Origin of the sequence: Mesorhizobium sp. M0317, from assembly GCF_040321555.1 — a bacterium.
In the GTDB taxonomy this organism is placed as follows: Bacteria; Pseudomonadota; Alphaproteobacteria; order Rhizobiales; family Rhizobiaceae; genus Mesorhizobium.
This window is the reverse complement of the sequence record NZ_JAMYRV010000043.1, coordinates 47649-63194: the sequence shown is the minus strand read 5'-3', so window position 1 is coordinate 63194 and position 15546 is coordinate 47649. Positions and strand designations below refer to the sequence as shown.

The 15546-nt window shown below is 62.6% G+C and carries 17 protein-coding genes and 1 riboswitch; of the genes, 12 read left to right on the top strand and 5 right to left on the bottom strand.

Features of this window, described 5'->3' with window-relative positions; all coding sequences use genetic code 11:
* The 5 genes from NKI88_RS25045 to NKI88_RS25025 all read right to left on the bottom strand — a co-directional run.
* Window positions 1-1764, bottom strand: a 1764-nt coding sequence (locus NKI88_RS25045) for a cobaltochelatase subunit CobN (protein ID WP_352657989.1), incomplete at its 3' end; no start/stop codon positions are given.
* A gap of 18 nt (window positions 1765-1782) precedes the next feature.
* Complete coding sequence (gene cobW / locus NKI88_RS25040) at window positions 1783-2835, bottom strand: cobalamin biosynthesis protein CobW (protein WP_023733810.1); 1053 nt, start codon at window positions 2833-2835, stop codon at window positions 1783-1785.
* 2 nt (window positions 2836-2837) lie between these two features.
* Complete coding sequence (locus tag NKI88_RS25035) at window positions 2838-3263, bottom strand: DUF1636 family protein (RefSeq protein WP_023700378.1); 426 nt, start codon at window positions 3261-3263, stop codon at window positions 2838-2840.
* 38 nt (window positions 3264-3301) lie between these two features.
* A riboswitch (cobalamin riboswitch) is annotated at window positions 3302-3506 on the bottom strand.
* Window positions 3507-3564: 58 nt separating this feature from the next.
* The gene (locus tag NKI88_RS25030; RefSeq protein ID WP_023690307.1) at window positions 3565-4257 is read right to left on the bottom strand and encodes a DUF6348 family protein; all 693 of its coding nucleotides are present in this window, start codon (window positions 4255-4257) and stop codon (window positions 3565-3567) included.
* 29 nt (window positions 4258-4286) lie between these two features.
* Window positions 4287-5510, bottom strand: coding sequence for a winged helix-turn-helix domain-containing protein (locus NKI88_RS25025; protein WP_352657984.1), 1224 nt, complete (start codon window positions 5508-5510; stop codon window positions 4287-4289).
* Between the two features lie 327 nt (window positions 5511-5837).
* Between NKI88_RS25025 and NKI88_RS25020 the strand changes: the two genes are divergently transcribed.
* The 12 genes from NKI88_RS25020 (at window position 5838) to nuoG (ending at window position 15544) form a co-directional block, all read left to right on the top strand.
* Window positions 5838-6203, top strand: a complete 366-nt coding sequence (locus NKI88_RS25020) for an NADH-quinone oxidoreductase subunit A (RefSeq protein ID WP_352657981.1) — start codon at window positions 5838-5840, stop codon at window positions 6201-6203.
* Entirely contained in the window at window positions 6194-6775 is a 582-nt protein-coding gene (locus NKI88_RS25015; RefSeq protein ID WP_023670824.1) for a NuoB/complex I 20 kDa subunit family protein, read from the top strand. Before NKI88_RS25020 ends, NKI88_RS25015 begins: the two co-directional genes overlap by 10 nt.
* 4 nt (window positions 6776-6779) lie before the next feature.
* Window positions 6780-7382 carry an NADH-quinone oxidoreductase subunit C gene (locus NKI88_RS25010; protein WP_023670823.1) on the top strand — a complete coding sequence of 201 codons (603 nt, stop codon included), beginning with the start codon at window positions 6780-6782 and terminating at the stop codon, window positions 7380-7382.
* 33 nt (window positions 7383-7415) lie between these two features.
* Window positions 7416-7793: a four helix bundle protein gene (locus tag NKI88_RS25005; protein ID WP_031193090.1), complete on the top strand. Its 378-nt coding sequence runs from the start codon at window positions 7416-7418 to the stop codon at window positions 7791-7793.
* A 66-nt stretch (window positions 7794-7859) separates the two neighbouring features.
* Window positions 7860-9050 (top strand): NADH-quinone oxidoreductase subunit D, encoded by a 1191-nt coding sequence (locus NKI88_RS25000; protein WP_352657978.1) that lies wholly within the window; start codon window positions 7860-7862, stop codon window positions 9048-9050.
* Window positions 9050-9562: a DUF7674 family protein gene (locus tag NKI88_RS24995; RefSeq protein WP_352657975.1), complete on the top strand. Its 513-nt coding sequence runs from the start codon at window positions 9050-9052 to the stop codon at window positions 9560-9562. The genes NKI88_RS25000 and NKI88_RS24995 overlap by 1 nt, the downstream gene beginning before the upstream one ends.
* Window positions 9563-10894, top strand: coding sequence for an NADH-quinone oxidoreductase subunit E (locus tag NKI88_RS24990; protein ID WP_352519568.1), 1332 nt, complete (start codon window positions 9563-9565; stop codon window positions 10892-10894).
* On the top strand, window positions 10894-11097 hold the full coding sequence (locus NKI88_RS24985; protein WP_023670820.1) for a hypothetical protein: 204 nt from the start codon (window positions 10894-10896) through the stop codon (window positions 11095-11097). The genes NKI88_RS24990 and NKI88_RS24985 overlap by 1 nt, the downstream gene beginning before the upstream one ends.
* A 3-nt stretch (window positions 11098-11100) precedes the next feature.
* Complete coding sequence (nuoF, locus tag NKI88_RS24980) at window positions 11101-12405, top strand: NADH-quinone oxidoreductase subunit NuoF (RefSeq protein ID WP_023670819.1); 1305 nt, start codon at window positions 11101-11103, stop codon at window positions 12403-12405.
* 72 nt (window positions 12406-12477) lie between these two features.
* Window positions 12478-13170 (top strand): helix-hairpin-helix domain-containing protein, encoded by a 693-nt coding sequence (locus NKI88_RS24975; protein ID WP_352460285.1) that lies wholly within the window; start codon window positions 12478-12480, stop codon window positions 13168-13170.
* Window positions 13171-13181: 11 nt separating this feature from the next.
* Window positions 13182-13463 (top strand): pentapeptide repeat-containing protein, encoded by a 282-nt coding sequence (locus NKI88_RS24970; RefSeq protein WP_352657972.1) that lies wholly within the window; start codon window positions 13182-13184, stop codon window positions 13461-13463.
* Window positions 13463-15544 carry an NADH-quinone oxidoreductase subunit NuoG gene (gene nuoG / locus NKI88_RS24965; RefSeq protein WP_352657969.1) on the top strand — a complete coding sequence of 694 codons (2082 nt, stop codon included), beginning with the start codon at window positions 13463-13465 and terminating at the stop codon, window positions 15542-15544. Before NKI88_RS24970 ends, nuoG begins: the two co-directional genes overlap by 1 nt.
* Window positions 15545-15546: the final 2 nt, after the last annotated feature.

Sequence of the window (15546 nt, the reverse complement as noted above, 5' to 3'; positions counted from 1 at the left end):
CCCGCCCCGCCGGCCCCCCCCCCCCCCCCCCCCCCCGGGGGGGGGCGGCGGGCCCCCCGGGCCGGGGGGGGGGGGTGCACCGCTACCCCCACCCCGTTTCGCGCCATCCGCTTCGCGAATGTCGCGAACCGACCCTCCCCACAAGGGGGAGGGTGAAGGGGCGCCCCATGCCGCCTCGACTGCAGCCAGTGCGTCAGCCGGCAAATCCTTTGAGAAGTCCAGATACTCCTCCAACCCCAGCCCATCGCCTCTCCGCTCCAACGCGTCCAGCAACTCACGCGGCGTTTGCGGAATCCCGTCAACGCGATAGCCCTGCTCCTTCAGGTCATGCAGCATGGCCAGCACGCTGGACGGCACATCCAGGCCCACTGCATAGCCAGTGCGGCCGGGCGCGCTCGGATAGTCCGGAATGAGGATCGCCAACTTACGCGTCGCGCGGGGCGTCTGCTGCAACCGTGTGAACGCCGCTAGCCTGTCCGCCACTTGCGCCACGCGATCCGGTTCCGGGCGGTTGGCGAAGGCGCGGTGGCCGAGCGCCGGGTCGGTCTCGCTCTCGCCCTTGAAGGAAATCGCGCCGGCGAGGATGCGGCCGTCGAGTTCGGGCAGCACGACATGCATGGCGAGGTCGGCGGGCGCCAGGCCGCGCTGGTTGTTGTCCCAGACGTCGCGGCGGGTGGTGGCGACGATGACCTGGAAGACAGGCACGCCGGCGCGGTCGAACAAGGTTTCGACGCCCGGTTCGGCGCCGGAAGCGAAGGCGGTCGCGGTGATGATGGCGGCGGGGTTGAGCGAGGCCAGTGCGGTTTCGACGAAGGCCAGCGACGTCGGGTCCTTCAGGCTGGAGACGAAGATCGGGATCGGTCTCATGCCGCGCTGGCGGAGTGCATCAAAGAGGGCATCGATTGGCGCGACATCGGCGGCCAGCAGCATCGAGCGGTAGAAGAGGATGGGGATAATGGGAGGGTTGATGTTGTCTGCGCCGAGTTCCCGCCCACCCCCCTCTGTCCTGCCGGACATCTCCCCCGCAAGGGGGGAGATTGATCTGTCGTCAACGGTTTCGCCAATCTTAGATGACCCAGACAGCTTCCTGTTCAACGGGGCCGAAGAGGAGCCGGCTTTGGTGACGGCTGATCTCCCCCCTTGAGGGGGAGATGTCCGGTAGGACAAAGGGGGGTGTGACGGAACGCCGACATCGGCAAATTCGACCACGCCGCAGCAAGGCTCATAAAACCCGGCTTTCGGCACGCTGACCGGCTCAGCCGCCGCCGCATCCTGCCCAGCCAACCACGCCAGCCGCTGCATCAGCGCTACCATATTCTCCGGCCCGCCCTCGCGGAAATAGCCCAGCAGGCCGTCCAGTTCCTCGCGCGGCAGCGTCGAGGCTTCGATCAGCCTGAGGTCCTCGTCATGGCTTTCACCAGGCAGCAGCGCCAGCTTGATGCCACGTTCGCGAGCAGTCACCGCGAGTTGGTCGCAGCCATAGCGCCACCAGTCATAGCCGCCGAGGATGCGCACCAAGATCACCTTGGCCTGGCGGGCGACGCTGTCGATCCAGAGGTCCACGGACATGGGATGACGCAGGTCGCGCAACGCCGCCAGCCGCATCGACGGCAGGCGGGCGGCATCGGCCTTCCAGGCCGCCGCGAGGCCGGCGAGGTCGCTGTCGGTGAAGGACAGCGCCACGATATCCGCCGGCGTCTGCCGGAGATCAACCGGCTCGGCGAGATCGTCGAGCGAGGCGGAGGTCGTGGTGAGTATGTGCATCGCGGCTCGTGCCTGAGATCAACCGGCGAGTATACGCTCGATCGCCGGACGGTTCAGCCCCTTCAGGCCAATGACGACGAGACGCGAGCGGCGATCGTCCTCGGCCGTCCAGGCGCGGTCATAGTAATGGTTGACGCGTGGGCCGACGGCCTGCAGCAAAAGCCGCATCGGCTTGCCGCCGACATCGACGAAGCCTTTTACACGCAACACGTTTTCCTGTTCGGCGGCGGTGGCGACGCGCTTGGCCAGGTCGTCGGGATTGGCGATCGAGGGGATGTCGACGATGAAGGTGTCGAAATCGTCATGCTCATGATCGAAAGCGCCGTCGTGATGCGACTTGCGGTTCTCGATGTCGTCTTCGACGGCGAGACCGAGGCCAAGCAGCACCGACGGGTCGACCTTGCCATGCGCAGTCGGCACGATTTTTACCGCGCGGGCGGAATGTTCATTGATGATGGCGTTGGCGCGGGCCGAACCGGGGGCGTCCATCAGATCGCTCTTCGACAGGATGATCAAATCGGCGCAGGCGATCTGGTCCTCGAACACTTCTTCGACAGGATCGTCATGGTCGAGCGTCTCGTCCTGAGCGCGCTGTGCCTGCAAAGCGTCCATGTCGTTGGCGACGCGGCCTTCGGCCAGCGCCGGGCCGTCTACCACGGCGATGACACCGTCGACGGTTACCCGGCTCTTCACGCTCGGCCACTGGAACGCCTGGACCAGCGGCTTGGGCAGAGCCAGGCCCGAGGTCTCGATCAGGATGTGGTCAACCTTCGGTGTCAGCGCGAGGATCTTGTCGAGGGCGGGCACGAAATCGTCGGCGACTGTACAGCAGATGCAGCCATTGGCCAGTTCGACGATGTTTTCCTCGGGGCAGGTGTCGATGCCGCAGCCTTTCAGGATTTCCCCGTCGATGCCGATGTCGCCGAACTCGTTGACGATGATGGCGATGCGCTTGCCGCCGGCATTTTCCAGGAGATGGCGGACCAGCGTCGTCTTGCCGGCGCCGAGGAAGCCTGTAACGACAGTGCAGGGAACACGGGAGAGGTTGGCGGCCGGGTTTGAAGCGTTCATCGTCAGTCCTTCAGCATGTCGAGGGGTGGGATGCGGGCAACGAGGCCGCGCTTGAGGCTATCGGGCCGGCCGCGCCACGGGATGAGGCCGTCGGCCGAAGTCGCGAAGAGCTTTGCGCCGGTAACGAGGTCGGCGCCGCTGGTTGCGGTCAGATCGCCGAAGACATAGCTCCAGCAGCCATCGCGCAGGATCGCGGCGCTGAGGCGGCGCTTGCAATTGCCGAGACATTCGGCGGTGCGGACCCGGATATCGCCGGCAGCGGCGCGGCGTGTGTCCTCAGCCAGCAATTCGCCGGCGCGCGGATGGGCGTCGGAACCGGTCTCATCGCGGCAGGAGGCGCAGACGATGACGGTCACGCCGGTCAGGGCGTCGTTGTCCCCGGACGCAATGTCCGCTGTGCCAGCCGAAAAACTGCTGTTCTGGTCCAAAAACCGTGCTCCTTGCCCGGAAACCCGCCAGGCGATCGGATACTTTGTCTCAGACGGCAGGTCTCCTGGCTCGCGGGTCGTCGCCTTGGTTAGCCGCCTTCCCGGTGTTACCCAGTGGCTTTCGGCCTTGGCTCGTCGCTTACAGTTGCGGGGACAGCCGCGGATTTGGGACCGAAATCCCGCACCGCATTCCCTCTTGGCCCTTGCCGTTGCGGGCAGGGGACCGTCTGCAGCGGATTTAGGCTTTTGCGGGCGGCGGTGTCAACGCACGGCTACGACATGGCGATGTCGGCAGGGGCTGTCATGTCCCGGCTTCCGGCAGTGCCAGGATGACCTGTCGGATAGCTTGATAGCCATCGCTATAGTCCCAGTCATGACCGACAGCCAGATTCTGTCCCTCATGCCAAACCGCGTTGTCCAGAAGGACTTCGGCACTAATCAGCGTGCCCTTCAAGCCTGCCAGAAAGGTCCGGACAAAATGGCTTCCGGGGGGTACCGAAGCTGTGAACAGCTTTTCCAGCTTGGCATAGAATGCTGGATAGCCTGGTGTCAGCGAGCATAGCTCGGTTGTGGCCTGGGAAATGACCGGGCCGCTATAGATTTTCCAGCGGGCATCTTTTCGCCAGATCTTCCAACTGGCGCTGCTTCGCTGCCAAAGCTCTATTTCGGCCTGCATGTTCTCGCAGACGTGATCGGCCAGTCCCTCAATGGCCACATGGAAAACACCACGGAGAAACTTTTCAAACGCCTGGTTCAGTTCCTGTTCGCGCGTGTCGCCGAAGCCAGCAAAGGATTCAATGACCGGCTGAACATCAAGCAGCGGAGAAAAAATGTAGATTTCCAGGACCAGCCGGTCAGAACTCGTCTCGAACACCTCAGCCTCAAACCGAAGCTGCTTCGATTGGAGCATGACGTCCCTATCTCTGCGGACTGCATCTATTCCATGCGCAATGAGGGCGCCATGGATCATGTCGAGCACTTTGTCCGATGCCATTGCACAACCTACGAGGCTTATTGAGGCGTCTATGACAGACGCTGCAAGGGTTGGCCATCTCTCTCGCTAGCCAATGCCGGCCCCAAATCGCCGGCGGGCGTCACTTCCATGCGCTCAAGTCCAAGCCAGCCCTGCATCTCCTTTAGTTCCTCAAAAAGCTGTGCGGTGGTCTCAGGCGGTGCGCCTGCTTCGGCGTAGGCGGCGTGGACGCGTAAGACACTCGCAGGCCGGTCGGCCTTGAGATCGACGCGGGCGACGATCCGGTCGCCGAGCAGGAAGGGCAGCACGTAGTAGCCATATTGGCGCTTTTCGGCCGGCGTGTAGATCTCGATGCGGTAGTGGAAATCGAACAGGCGCTCGGTGCGCGAGCGCTCGAAGACCACCGGATCGAAGGGCGCCAGTAGCGCGCGGGCCTCGATCTTTCGCGGCAGACGGGCGTCCTTATAGAGGTAAGCCGGCTTGTCCCAGCCTTCGACGTTTACCGGCAGCAACTCGCCCATCTCAACCAGTTCCTCCAACCGGCCCTTCATGTCGGCTGGCGACAAGCGGAAATAATCGCGCAGGTCACCCGTCGTCGCGATGCCGTGGGCGCGGGCGGAAATGCGCAGCAATTCGCGGTGCGCGTCCTCGGCCGCCGGCACCGGCAGATCGAGGATCGCCTGCGGCAGCACGCGCTCGGGCAGGTCGTAGAAACGCTCGAAGCCACGGCGGTGCGCCGTGGTGATGCGTCCGGCCCAAAACAGCCATTCGAAGGCGTGCTTGGCGTGGCTCCAGCCCCACCAGCCGCCCGAACCTTTCTGGCCCTCCAGTGCCGAAGCGGCAATCGGGCCGCGCTCGGCGACCGCGCGGTAGATCTCTTCGATATAGGCGCCGTGCTCGCGGCCCCATTTGGCGAGGCCCAGATACATTTCGTCGCCGCTTTCAGCGCGCTGCATGCGCCAGCGCATCAGTGGGTAGGTCTCGACCGGCAGGAACGAGGCCTCATGCGCCCAGTATTCGAACACCGTGCGTTTGCGGGTGATTGCGGCATTGTCGAGCAGGGTGAGCGGGTAGGGGCCAAGGCGCGAATAGAGCGGCATATAGTGGGCGCGCACCACGGCGCTGACGGAATCGATCTGCAGCAAGCCGGTGCGCGACAGCACGCGGGCGAGGTGGCGGCGATCGGGCGTGCCGCCCGGGCGCGGATCGAGAAATCCTTGCGCGGCGAGCGCGATGCGCCTGGCCGTCGGGAGTGAGATTTTGTCCTTCGTCAAAGTGTCTTGCCTCGAACCATTTTCCCGACTTTAGCCGGCGATTCCGGTGATGCTAGCAGGCAAATGGCGGGAGATGTGTCAGGAGACAAAAGTGGAGTGAAAGATGAAGGAAATCAAACAGGAGGAGATCGGACCAGTTTTTCCCGGCCTGCCGTCCAGCACTGTCTTTTGAACAAGGTTTGACTTGCTTCGCTGAAAGCCGTGCGCTAACCCTCGCCGCGTTGCAGCAAAGGCACCTAAAACGGTTCAGCGGTTAAACTGTCGCGCTTCCGCATTAGGGTTGGTTGCTGTAATCAAAGTGGATTGGCCGCCAACGGAAAGCCGAGCATGAACGTACTCCTCAGTTCATACCTGCCCATCGTCCTCTTCATCGCCGTGGCTGCGATTGTAGGCCTAGCGCTTATCATCGCGCCGTTCCTGGTGGCTTATCGCAATCCCGATCCGGAAAAGCTTTCCGCCTACGAGTGCGGGTTCAACTCGTTCGACGATGCCCGGATGAAATTCGACATCCGCTTCTACCTGGTGTCGATCCTGTTCATCATCTTCGATCTGGAAGTGGCCTTCCTGTTTCCGTGGGCGGTGTCGTTCTCGAAGATCGGCATGCTCGGTTTCTGGTCGATGATGGTGTTTTTGGCGGTGCTGACCATCGGCTTTGCCTACGAATGGAAAAAAGGAGCGCTGGAATGGGATTGAACGACAGTTCCGGAACGCTCGTCGCGCCGAAGCCCAAAGGCCTGATCGACCCCAATACCGGACGTCCGGTCGGTTCCGACGATCCGTTCTTCCTCGAGATCAACAATGAACTGGCCGACAAGGGTTTTCTGGTCACCTCGACCGAGGCGCTGATCACCTGGGCACGCAGCGGCTCGCTGATGTTCATGACCTTCGGTCTCGCCTGCTGTGCCGTCGAGATGATCCACACCTCGATGCCGCGCTATGATTCTGAAAGGTTTGGCGTGGCTCCTCGCGCGTCGCCGCGCCAGTCCGACATCATGATCGTGGCGGGAACGCTGACCAACAAGATGGCCCCGGCTTTGCGCAAGGTCTACGACCAGATGCCGGAGCCGCGCTACGTCATCTCGATGGGCTCCTGCGCCAATGGCGGCGGCTATTATCACTATTCCTATTCGGTGGTGCGCGGCTGCGACCGCATCGTGCCGGTCGACATCTATGTGCCCGGCTGCCCGCCAAGCGCCGAAGCGCTGCTCTACGGCATTCTTCTCCTGCAGAAGAAGATCCGCCGCACCGGCACGATCGAACGGTAGACCCATGGCCGCATCCCTGAGCGAACTGTCGACCTATCTCGGCGAAAAGCTGCCGGGCCGCGTCACCGATGCGGTGCTGGCCTATGGCGAACTGACGATCTCGGTTGCTACAGACAATCTGATCGAGGTGACAAGCTTCCTGCGTGACGATTCGGGCTGCCAGTTCATTTCGATCATCGATATCTGCGGCGCCGACTACCCGTCGCGCGTCAAGCGTTTCGATGTCGTCTATCATCTGCTGTCGCCGAAGCAGAATTTGCGCATCCGCATCAAGGTGCAGGCCGACGAAGAGACGCTGGTGCCGTCGCTCACCGCTGTCTATCCCGGCGCCGACTGGTATGAGCGCGAAGCCTACGATCTCTATGGCGTGCTGTTCTCCGGCCATCCGGACCTGCGCCGCATCCTCACGGATTACGGCTTCGAGGGCCATCCCCTGCGCAAGGACTTCCCGCTGACAGGTTTCGTCGAGGTGCGCTACGACGACGAAGCCAAGCGCGTGATCTACGAGCCCGTGGAATTGAAGCAGGAATTCCGCAATTTCGATTTTCTTTCGCCATGGGAAGGGACGGATTACGTCCTGCCGGGCGATGAGAAGGCGAAACAGTGAGTAGGAAGTAGTGAGTAGTCAGTAGCAAAAGATTTGGAGCAACGGATCGAATCTTATCGCGACTTGAAGGTGTGGCAATCGGCGATGACGCTTGCTGAGGATTGCTACCGTTTCACCAAAGAGTTTCCGAGGGATGAGATTTACGGCATGACCTCTCAGATGCGCCGATCGGCGGTTTCGGTCGCAGCGAACGTCGCGGAGGGATACGGTCGGGAGAACAGAGGGTCGTTCGTTCAATTTTTGCGCATGGCGCAAGGCTCGTTGAAGGAACTGGAGACACACATACTGCTGGCATGTCGGGTTGGCCTGCTGCGAAAAGACAATGAGATTGAGCTGCTGCTGCGATGCGAAGAGATTGGAAAAATGATGAGATCTCTTATCCGAACGGTGCAGGCCAAGCAGGCGGAATGAAGCAGGCATTGAGATTGATGATCACTACTCACTACTCACTACTGACTCTTCGCCAGAGGCGCCAGAATGGCTGAAACCTCCGTCCGCAACTTTAACATCAACTTCGGACCGCAGCACCCTGCGGCGCACGGTGTTTTGCGTCTTGTGCTGGAGCTGGACGGCGAGGTCGTGGATCGCGTCGACCCGCATATCGGCCTGCTGCATCGCGGCACCGAAAAGCTGATCGAGCACAAGACCTACCTGCAGGCGTTGCCCTATCTCGACCGGCTCGATTATTGCGCGCCGATGAACCAGGAGCATGCCTTCGCGCTCGCCACCGAGCGGTTGCTCGGCATCGAGGTGCCGAAGCGCGGCCAGCTGATCCGCGTGCTCTATTCCGAGCTCAGCCGCATCATGTCGCACATCCTCAATGTGACGACGCAGGCGCTGGATATCGGCGCGCTGACGCCGCCGCTGTGGGGTTTCGTCGAACGCGAAAAGCTGATGGTGTTCTATGAACGAGCCTCGGGTTCGCGCATGCACGCGGCCTATTTCCGTCCGGGCGGTGTGCACCAGGATCTGCCGGCGAAGCTGGTCGAGGACATCGGCAAGTGGATCGACCCGTTCCTGAAGTCGCTCGACGATCTCGACAAGCTGCTTACCGGCAACCGCATCTTCAAGCAGCGCAATGTCGATATCGGTATCGTGTCGCTGGCCGACGCTTGGGCCTGGGGCTTTTCCGGCGTCATGGTGCGCGGCTCGGGTGCGGCCTGGGATTTGCGCAAGTCGCAGCCTTATGAATGCTATTCCGAGATGGATTTCGACATCCCGATCGGCAAGAGCGGCGACTGCTACGACCGTTATCTCGTGCGCATGGAAGAAATGCGCCAGTCGGCCAAGATCATGCGCCAGTGCGTCGATCTCCTGCTCGGGAAGGAAAGCACCGGGCCGGTTTCGAACCTCGACGGCAAGGTGGTGCCGCCCAAGCGCCAGGCGATGAAGCGCTCGATGGAAGCGCTGATCCATCACTTCAAGCTCTACACCGAGGGCTATCGCGTGCCGGCCGGCGAGGTCTATGCCGCCGTCGAGGCGCCGAAGGGCGAGTTCGGGGTCTATCTCGTCTCCGACGGCACCAACAAACCCTACCGCTGCAAGCTGCGCGCGCCCGGCTTCGCGCATCTGCAAGCCATGGATTTCCTCTGCCGCGGCCATATGCTGGCCGACGTCACCGCCGTGTTGGGTTCCCTCGATATCGTCTTCGGGGAGGTTGATCGGTGATGGCGGCAGCCAATCCTACAGTGCGCTCTCAGGTCGGTGTTCGAGGGAATGCGGACGCTGCCCTACCGCGGTGGCGCGAATTGGCGAAAGCCATGCTGCCGGTCGAGTTCGCCGAGGCTTCTTACAACTCGACTCAGGACTGTTCGATCTATGACTTCTTTTTTACCCTGCTACCCAAGACGCGCCTTGCCCACCGCGAGAATGACGTCGACAAGCTGGGTAGAATGCATGGGTTCGCCCAATGGGCTGCCGTTCACCCGAACAAACAGATTTGGAATGCGGCTGGTGTCGCTTTTTACGAGCACTTGTTCGACGATGACATCGACGCTCATGCGGTCATGGCATGGATCTCGCCTCAAGTAAGGCAAGCCGTTCTGGGACTGTGGCAATACACGTTGCCCGCAGAGCGATTTGCGAGTGTTGCTCGATCTGCCGAACGCATTCCGTTTTCTCATCAGAAAGAATGTGAAACCGCAATAGCTCTCGTAGCAGAGCAGGGGCCCGATCGCTAAATGTCAGTCCGCCGTCTCGCAGAAGCAAGCGTCCAGCCAGCCACCTTCGCCTTCAACCGGGCGAATGCGGCGGTTGCGAAGCAATGGATCAAGAAATATCCGAAGGGCCGCGAGCAGTCGGCGATCATTCCCTTGCTGATGATTGCGCAGGAGCAGGAAGGCTGGGTCACCAAGGCGGCGATCGAGACGATTTCGGACATGCTCGGCATGCCGCGCATTCGCGGGCTCGAAGTCGCGACCTTCTACACGCAGTACCAGCTCAATCCGGTCGGCACGCGCGCACATATCCAGGTCTGCGGCACCACGCCCTGCATGCTGCGCGGCTCGGAAGCGCTGATGGATGTGTGCCGCTCGAAAATCCATCACGACCAATTCCACACCAACGACAAGGGCACACTGTCGTGGGAGGAAGTCGAATGCCTCGGCGCCTGCGTCAACGCGCCGATGGTGATGGTCTTCAAGGATACGTTCGAGGATCTCACCCCCGAGCGGCTGGCCGAAATCATCGATCTTTACGATGCGGGCAAGGGCGCCTCGGTTCCCACGGGACCGCAAAACGGCAGAACCGGCTCGGAGCCGGCGCCTGGCCTGACGACGCTGAAGAGCGAAAAGGCGATCCTCAAAGCAACGCGCGACAAGGAAGCCAGGGCGGCGAGCAAGGCTGCCCACGCGGCGCCCGACGCAATCATTGCGGCGCCTGTTCCGGCTCCTGCCGCTCCTGCAGCGGCCGCCCCGGTCGCGCCATCCAACGCCGGCAAACCGAAAACCGATGCGCCGGAAACCAGCTCGGCGTTGAAGTCGCCCTCCAGGGCCAAGGTTGCACCGGCGGCGGAAAAAGCGGCGAGCGTCCCGGCGCCCCTGCATTCGGCCGCCAACGCCAACACCGCGGCGCCTGAAGTCGAGAAGGTCGCCAAGCAGCGTAATGGCCCGAAGACCACCTCCACGCCGGCAGCTGCCTTCATCGCTCCGGAATTCAAGGCGCCAGCGGCCAACGCCCCGGTGGCCCCGACCGTCAAGGCGCCGACAGCCAGACCCGCAAAGCCGTCGCTCGAGGACAAGAACCGTCCGGCCGGAATCGACAGGCCGGCTGCGGTCGACGATCTCAAGCTGATCTCGGGCATTGGCCCGAAGATCGAGGGCATCCTTCATTCGCTTGGCATCTTCACCTTCACACAGGTCGCATCCTGGAATAAGGCCGAGCGCGACTGGGTGGATGGATATCTCGCTTTCCAGGGCCGCATCGAGCGCGACGACTGGGGCAAGCAGGCCAAGGCGCTCGCCAAGGGCGGCGTCGCCGAATACATCCGCGTCTTCGGCAAGGAGCCACGTTGATGGCTGAAGCGCAAAGCACCGGATCTTTGCTGTCGCTGCGCAGCATTGTCATCGGCGTTGTCTGCATCGCTGCTGCCAACATCCTTCTGGAGGGGCTTCGGCGCCTCGTCGAATTGCCGTTTTCGGATACCCTGGAATCGATGGCCGCGACCGGCATAGGCGTGCTGGTGTGGGTCTCGATCGTCTTGCGGGGAAAGAGGTAAGTCATGCTGGCTGACAAAGACCGCATCTTCAACAACATCTACGGGCTCTTCGACAAGTCACTGGCCGGCGCGATGGCGCGCGGCGCCTGGGACAACACGCCCGGCATCATCGCCAAGGGGCGAGAGTGGATCGTCAATGAGATGAAGGCGTCCGGCCTGCGCGGCCGTGGCGGCGCCGGCTTCCCGACCGGGCTGAAATGGTCGTTCATGCCCAAGCAGAGCGATGGAAGGCCGAGTTATCTCGTTGTCAACGCCGACGAGTCCGAGCCCGGCACGTGCAAGGACCGCGATATCCTGCGCAACGATCCGCACACCCTGGTCGAGGGCTCGTTCATCGCCGGCTTCGCCATGGGCGCGGTCGCCGCCTACATCTATGTGCGCGGCGAGTTCATCCGTGAGCGCGAGGCGCTGCAGCGCGCCATCGACGAGGCCTACGAGGCCAGGCTGATCGGCAAGAACAACACGTCCGGATACGATTTCGACATCTACATGCATCACGGCGCCGGCGCCTATATATGTGGCGAGGAAACAGCACTTCTCGAAAGCCTCGAAGGCAAGAAGGGCCAGCCCCGGCTGAAGCCGCCATTCCCAGCCAATGTCGGCTTGTACGGTTGTCCGACTACCGTGAACAATGTCGAGTCAATCGCGGTCGCGCCGACCATTTTGCGCCGTGGCGCCGCCTGGTTCTCGTCCTTTGGCCGGCCCAACAATGTCGGCACCAAGCTGTTTTGCATCTCGGGTCACGTCAACAATCCGTGCACCGTCGAAGAGGCGATGTCGATCCCGTTCCGCGAGCTGATCGAGACGCATTGCGGCGGCATTCGCGGCGGCTGGGACAATCTCCTCGCGGTCATTCCGGGCGGCGCTTCGGTGCCGCTGGTGCCGGCCGAGCAGATCATCGATGCGCCGATGGATTTCGATGCGCTGCGCGACCTGAAATCGGGTCTCGGCACGGCGGCTGTCATCGTCATGGACAAGTCGACCGATATCGTGAAGGCGATCGCCAGGCTGTCCTATTTTTACAAGCATGAGAGCTGCGGCCAGTGCACACCGTGCCGCGAAGGCACCGGCTGGATGTGGCGGGTGATGGAGCGGCTGGTGCGCGGCGAGGCGCAGAAGCGCGAGATCGACATGCTGCTCGACGTCACCAAGCAGGTGGAGGGTCATACGATCTGCGCGCTGGGCGATGCAGCGGCATGGCCGATCCAGGGCCTGATGCGGCATTTCCGCGGCGAGGTGGAGCGGCGCATCGACGAGTTTTCGCGCAACGCGCACCGGGCCGAACCGGTGATGGTGGCTGCTGAGTAGATTGAAATCGGGCGCAAGCCCCGGACGGAAATATAGGGGCGGGGCTGACGAAGAAACGACCAGGAGATGTCTATGGCGCCCTATTCGAACCCTTTGATGCCCAATTTGGACCAGCTTGAGAAGATGAACCAGGATTTGACAAGGATGATGCCGAAGGAGATGGCCAGCGCCGTCAACCTTCTCGCGCATCCTGTCGCTGGTGCCGCCGCCATGTCGGCGCTGGGCTTCGGCCTTGCCAACCATGCCTTTGGCGTGTGGCTAGGCGCCTTGTCGGGTGCTGCCGAGGCATCGCAGCGGATTTTCCAGCCGATCATCGACGATTTCGAACAGCGCAGCCAAGGGTTCGCCGAGACCGCCCCCGCCACCAAGGCGCGCGCGGCGACCAGAACCCTGATCGCCGAGGCGCAGACTTTTGCCCAGGATCTGACCGATATTGCCGCTCTCACCGTCGATGCCGAGTCGGAGAAGACCGAGGCCGTCGCCGAAGGCGCGACGATCGGATTGATGCCGGAGGATTTCAGACAGCCCAAGGCCGTGGCTCGTCCGGCCAAGCCGTCGGATCTCAAGGCGATCACCGGCGTTGGGCCGAAGCTGGAAAAGGTGCTGAACGGCCTCGGCATCTGGACCTTTGCCCAGATCGCCGCCTGGGCGCCAGAAGAGATCGCCTGGGTCGAGGACTACCTGTCGCTCACCGGCCGAATCGGCCGCGACGAGTGGACCCGCCAGGCCGCGGCGCTGACGCTGGCCGCCAAGGCGAAGAAGTAGGGGTGGCAGGCATGGAGATCCACGACAGGAGCGATGTTCTCGATGTGCGCAATGCCATCGTCAGCAACTCCAGATTTGACGATGTGAACTTGTCGAACACGCAGTTTCACAACGGCGACCTGTCGGCGGCCGTTGTGGACGACGCGAACCTCTCGAACGCGTTTTTCAGCAATGTGAATATGAGCAATTTGAAGATAGAAAACGCTGAAGTCGCCGGCATGATGATCAATGGCATCAGGCTGAGCGATCTGTTTCAGGCATATGAGACGGCGCAGACCGCCGGGGGCAATTGATGGCAAAGCTCAAGGTCGACGGGAAAGAGATCACTGTACCCGACCACTACACGCTGCTGCAGGCAGCCGAGGACGCCGGCGCGGAAGTGCCGCGCTTCTGCTTCCATGAGCGGCTGTCGATCGCCGGCAATTGCCGCATGTGCCTGATCGAGGTGAAGGGCGGGCCGCCGAAGCCGCAGGCCTCCTGCGCCATGAATGTGCGCGACCTCCGTCCGGGACCCAATGGCGAGGCGCCTGAAATCTTCACCAACACGCCGATGGTCAAGAAGGCCCGCGAAGGCGTGATGGAATTCCTCTTGATCAACCATCCGCTGGATTGCCCGATCTGCGACCAGGGCGGCGAATGCGACCTGCAGGACCAGGCGATGGCCTTCGGCGTCGATTCCTCGCGCTATCACGAGAACAAGCGCGCGGTCGAAGACAAATATATCGGCCCATTGGTCAAGACGGTTATGAACCGCTGCATCCACTGCACGCGCTGCGTCCGCTTCACCACGGAAGTTGCGGGCATTTCCGAGCTTGGCCTGATCGGCCGCGGCGAGGATGCCGAGATTACCACCTATCTCGAAAGCGCCATGACCTCGGAGCTGCAGGGCAATGTCATCGACCTCTGCCCGGTCGGCGCGCTGACCTCCAAGCCTTTCGCCTTTCAGGCACGGCCGTGGGAGCTGACCAAGACAGAATCCATCGACGTCATGGACGCCGTCGGCTCGGCAATCCGCGTCGACAGCCGTGGCCGCGAGGTGATGCGCATCCTGCCGCGCGTCAATGAAGCGGTGAACGAGGAGTGGATTTCCGACAAGACCCGCTTCATATGGGACGGATTGCGCACGCAGCGCCTCGACCGCCCCTATGTCCGCAAGGACGGAAAGTTGGCGCCGGCCAGCTGGGCCGAAGCGTTCGTTGCGATCAGGGATGCGGTGTCGAATGCTGCGCCCGAGAAAATCGGCGCGATTGCGGGCGATCTTGCCGCCGTCGAGGAAATCTACGCGCTGAAGCAGCTTATGGCTGCGTTGGGCTCGAAGAACACCGATTGCCGCCAGGACGGCGCCGCACTCGATCCCGCGCTCGGCCGCGCCAGCTACATCTTCAACCCCACCATCGAGGGCATCGAGCAGGCCGACGCGGTGCTGATCATCGGCGCCAATCCGCGCTTCGAGGCCTCGGTGCTCAATGCCCGCATCCGCAAGCGCTGGCGGATCGGCAATCTGCCGGTCGGCGTCATCGGCGAGGTCGGCGACACGCGTTACGACTACGAACAGCTCGGCGCCGGCCCGGAGTCGCTGAAAGACCTGGTCGACGGCAATGGGAAGTTCTTCCAGGTGCTGAAGAAGGCGACGCATCCGCTGATCATCGTCGGCCAGGGCGCGCTGTCGCGTGCCGACGGCGCGGCGGTGCTCGGCCAGGCGGCGAAACTCGCCACCGCCGTCAACGCTGCCCGCGCCGACTGGAACGGCTTTGCCGTGCTGCACACTGCGGCCGCGCGCGTCGGCGGTCTCGATGTCGGCTTCGTGCCTGGCAAGGGCGGCAAGAACGTTGCCGGCATGCTGGGGGAGAGCGAGGTTCTGTTCCTGCTCGGCGCCGACGAGGTCGACATGTCCAAGACCGGCGGCGCCTTCGTCGTCTATGTCGGCACGCATGGCGACGCCGGTGCGCACCGCGCCAATGTCATCCTGCCGGGAGCCGCCTACACCGAAAAGTCCGGCACCTATGTCAACACCGAGGGACGCGTGCAGCAGACCAACCGCGCGGGCTTCGCGCCGGGCGACGCGCGCGAAGACTGGGCGATCCTGAGGGCATTGTCCGATGTGCTGGGCAAGAAACTACCCTTCGATTCGCTGCAGCAACTGCGCGCCAAACTCTATGGCGAATATCCGCATCTCGCCCGTATCGACCATGTTGTCTCAGGCAACCCCGACGACATCGCCAGGGTGGCGAAGCTCGGCGGGCGGCTGAACAAGGGCACTTTCACCTCGCCGGTCACGGATTTCTATCTGACCAACCCGATCGCGCGGGCCTCCGCTGTCATGGCGGAATGCTCGGCGCTGGTGAAAAACGGCTTCAGGCAGGCGGCAGAGTAGAC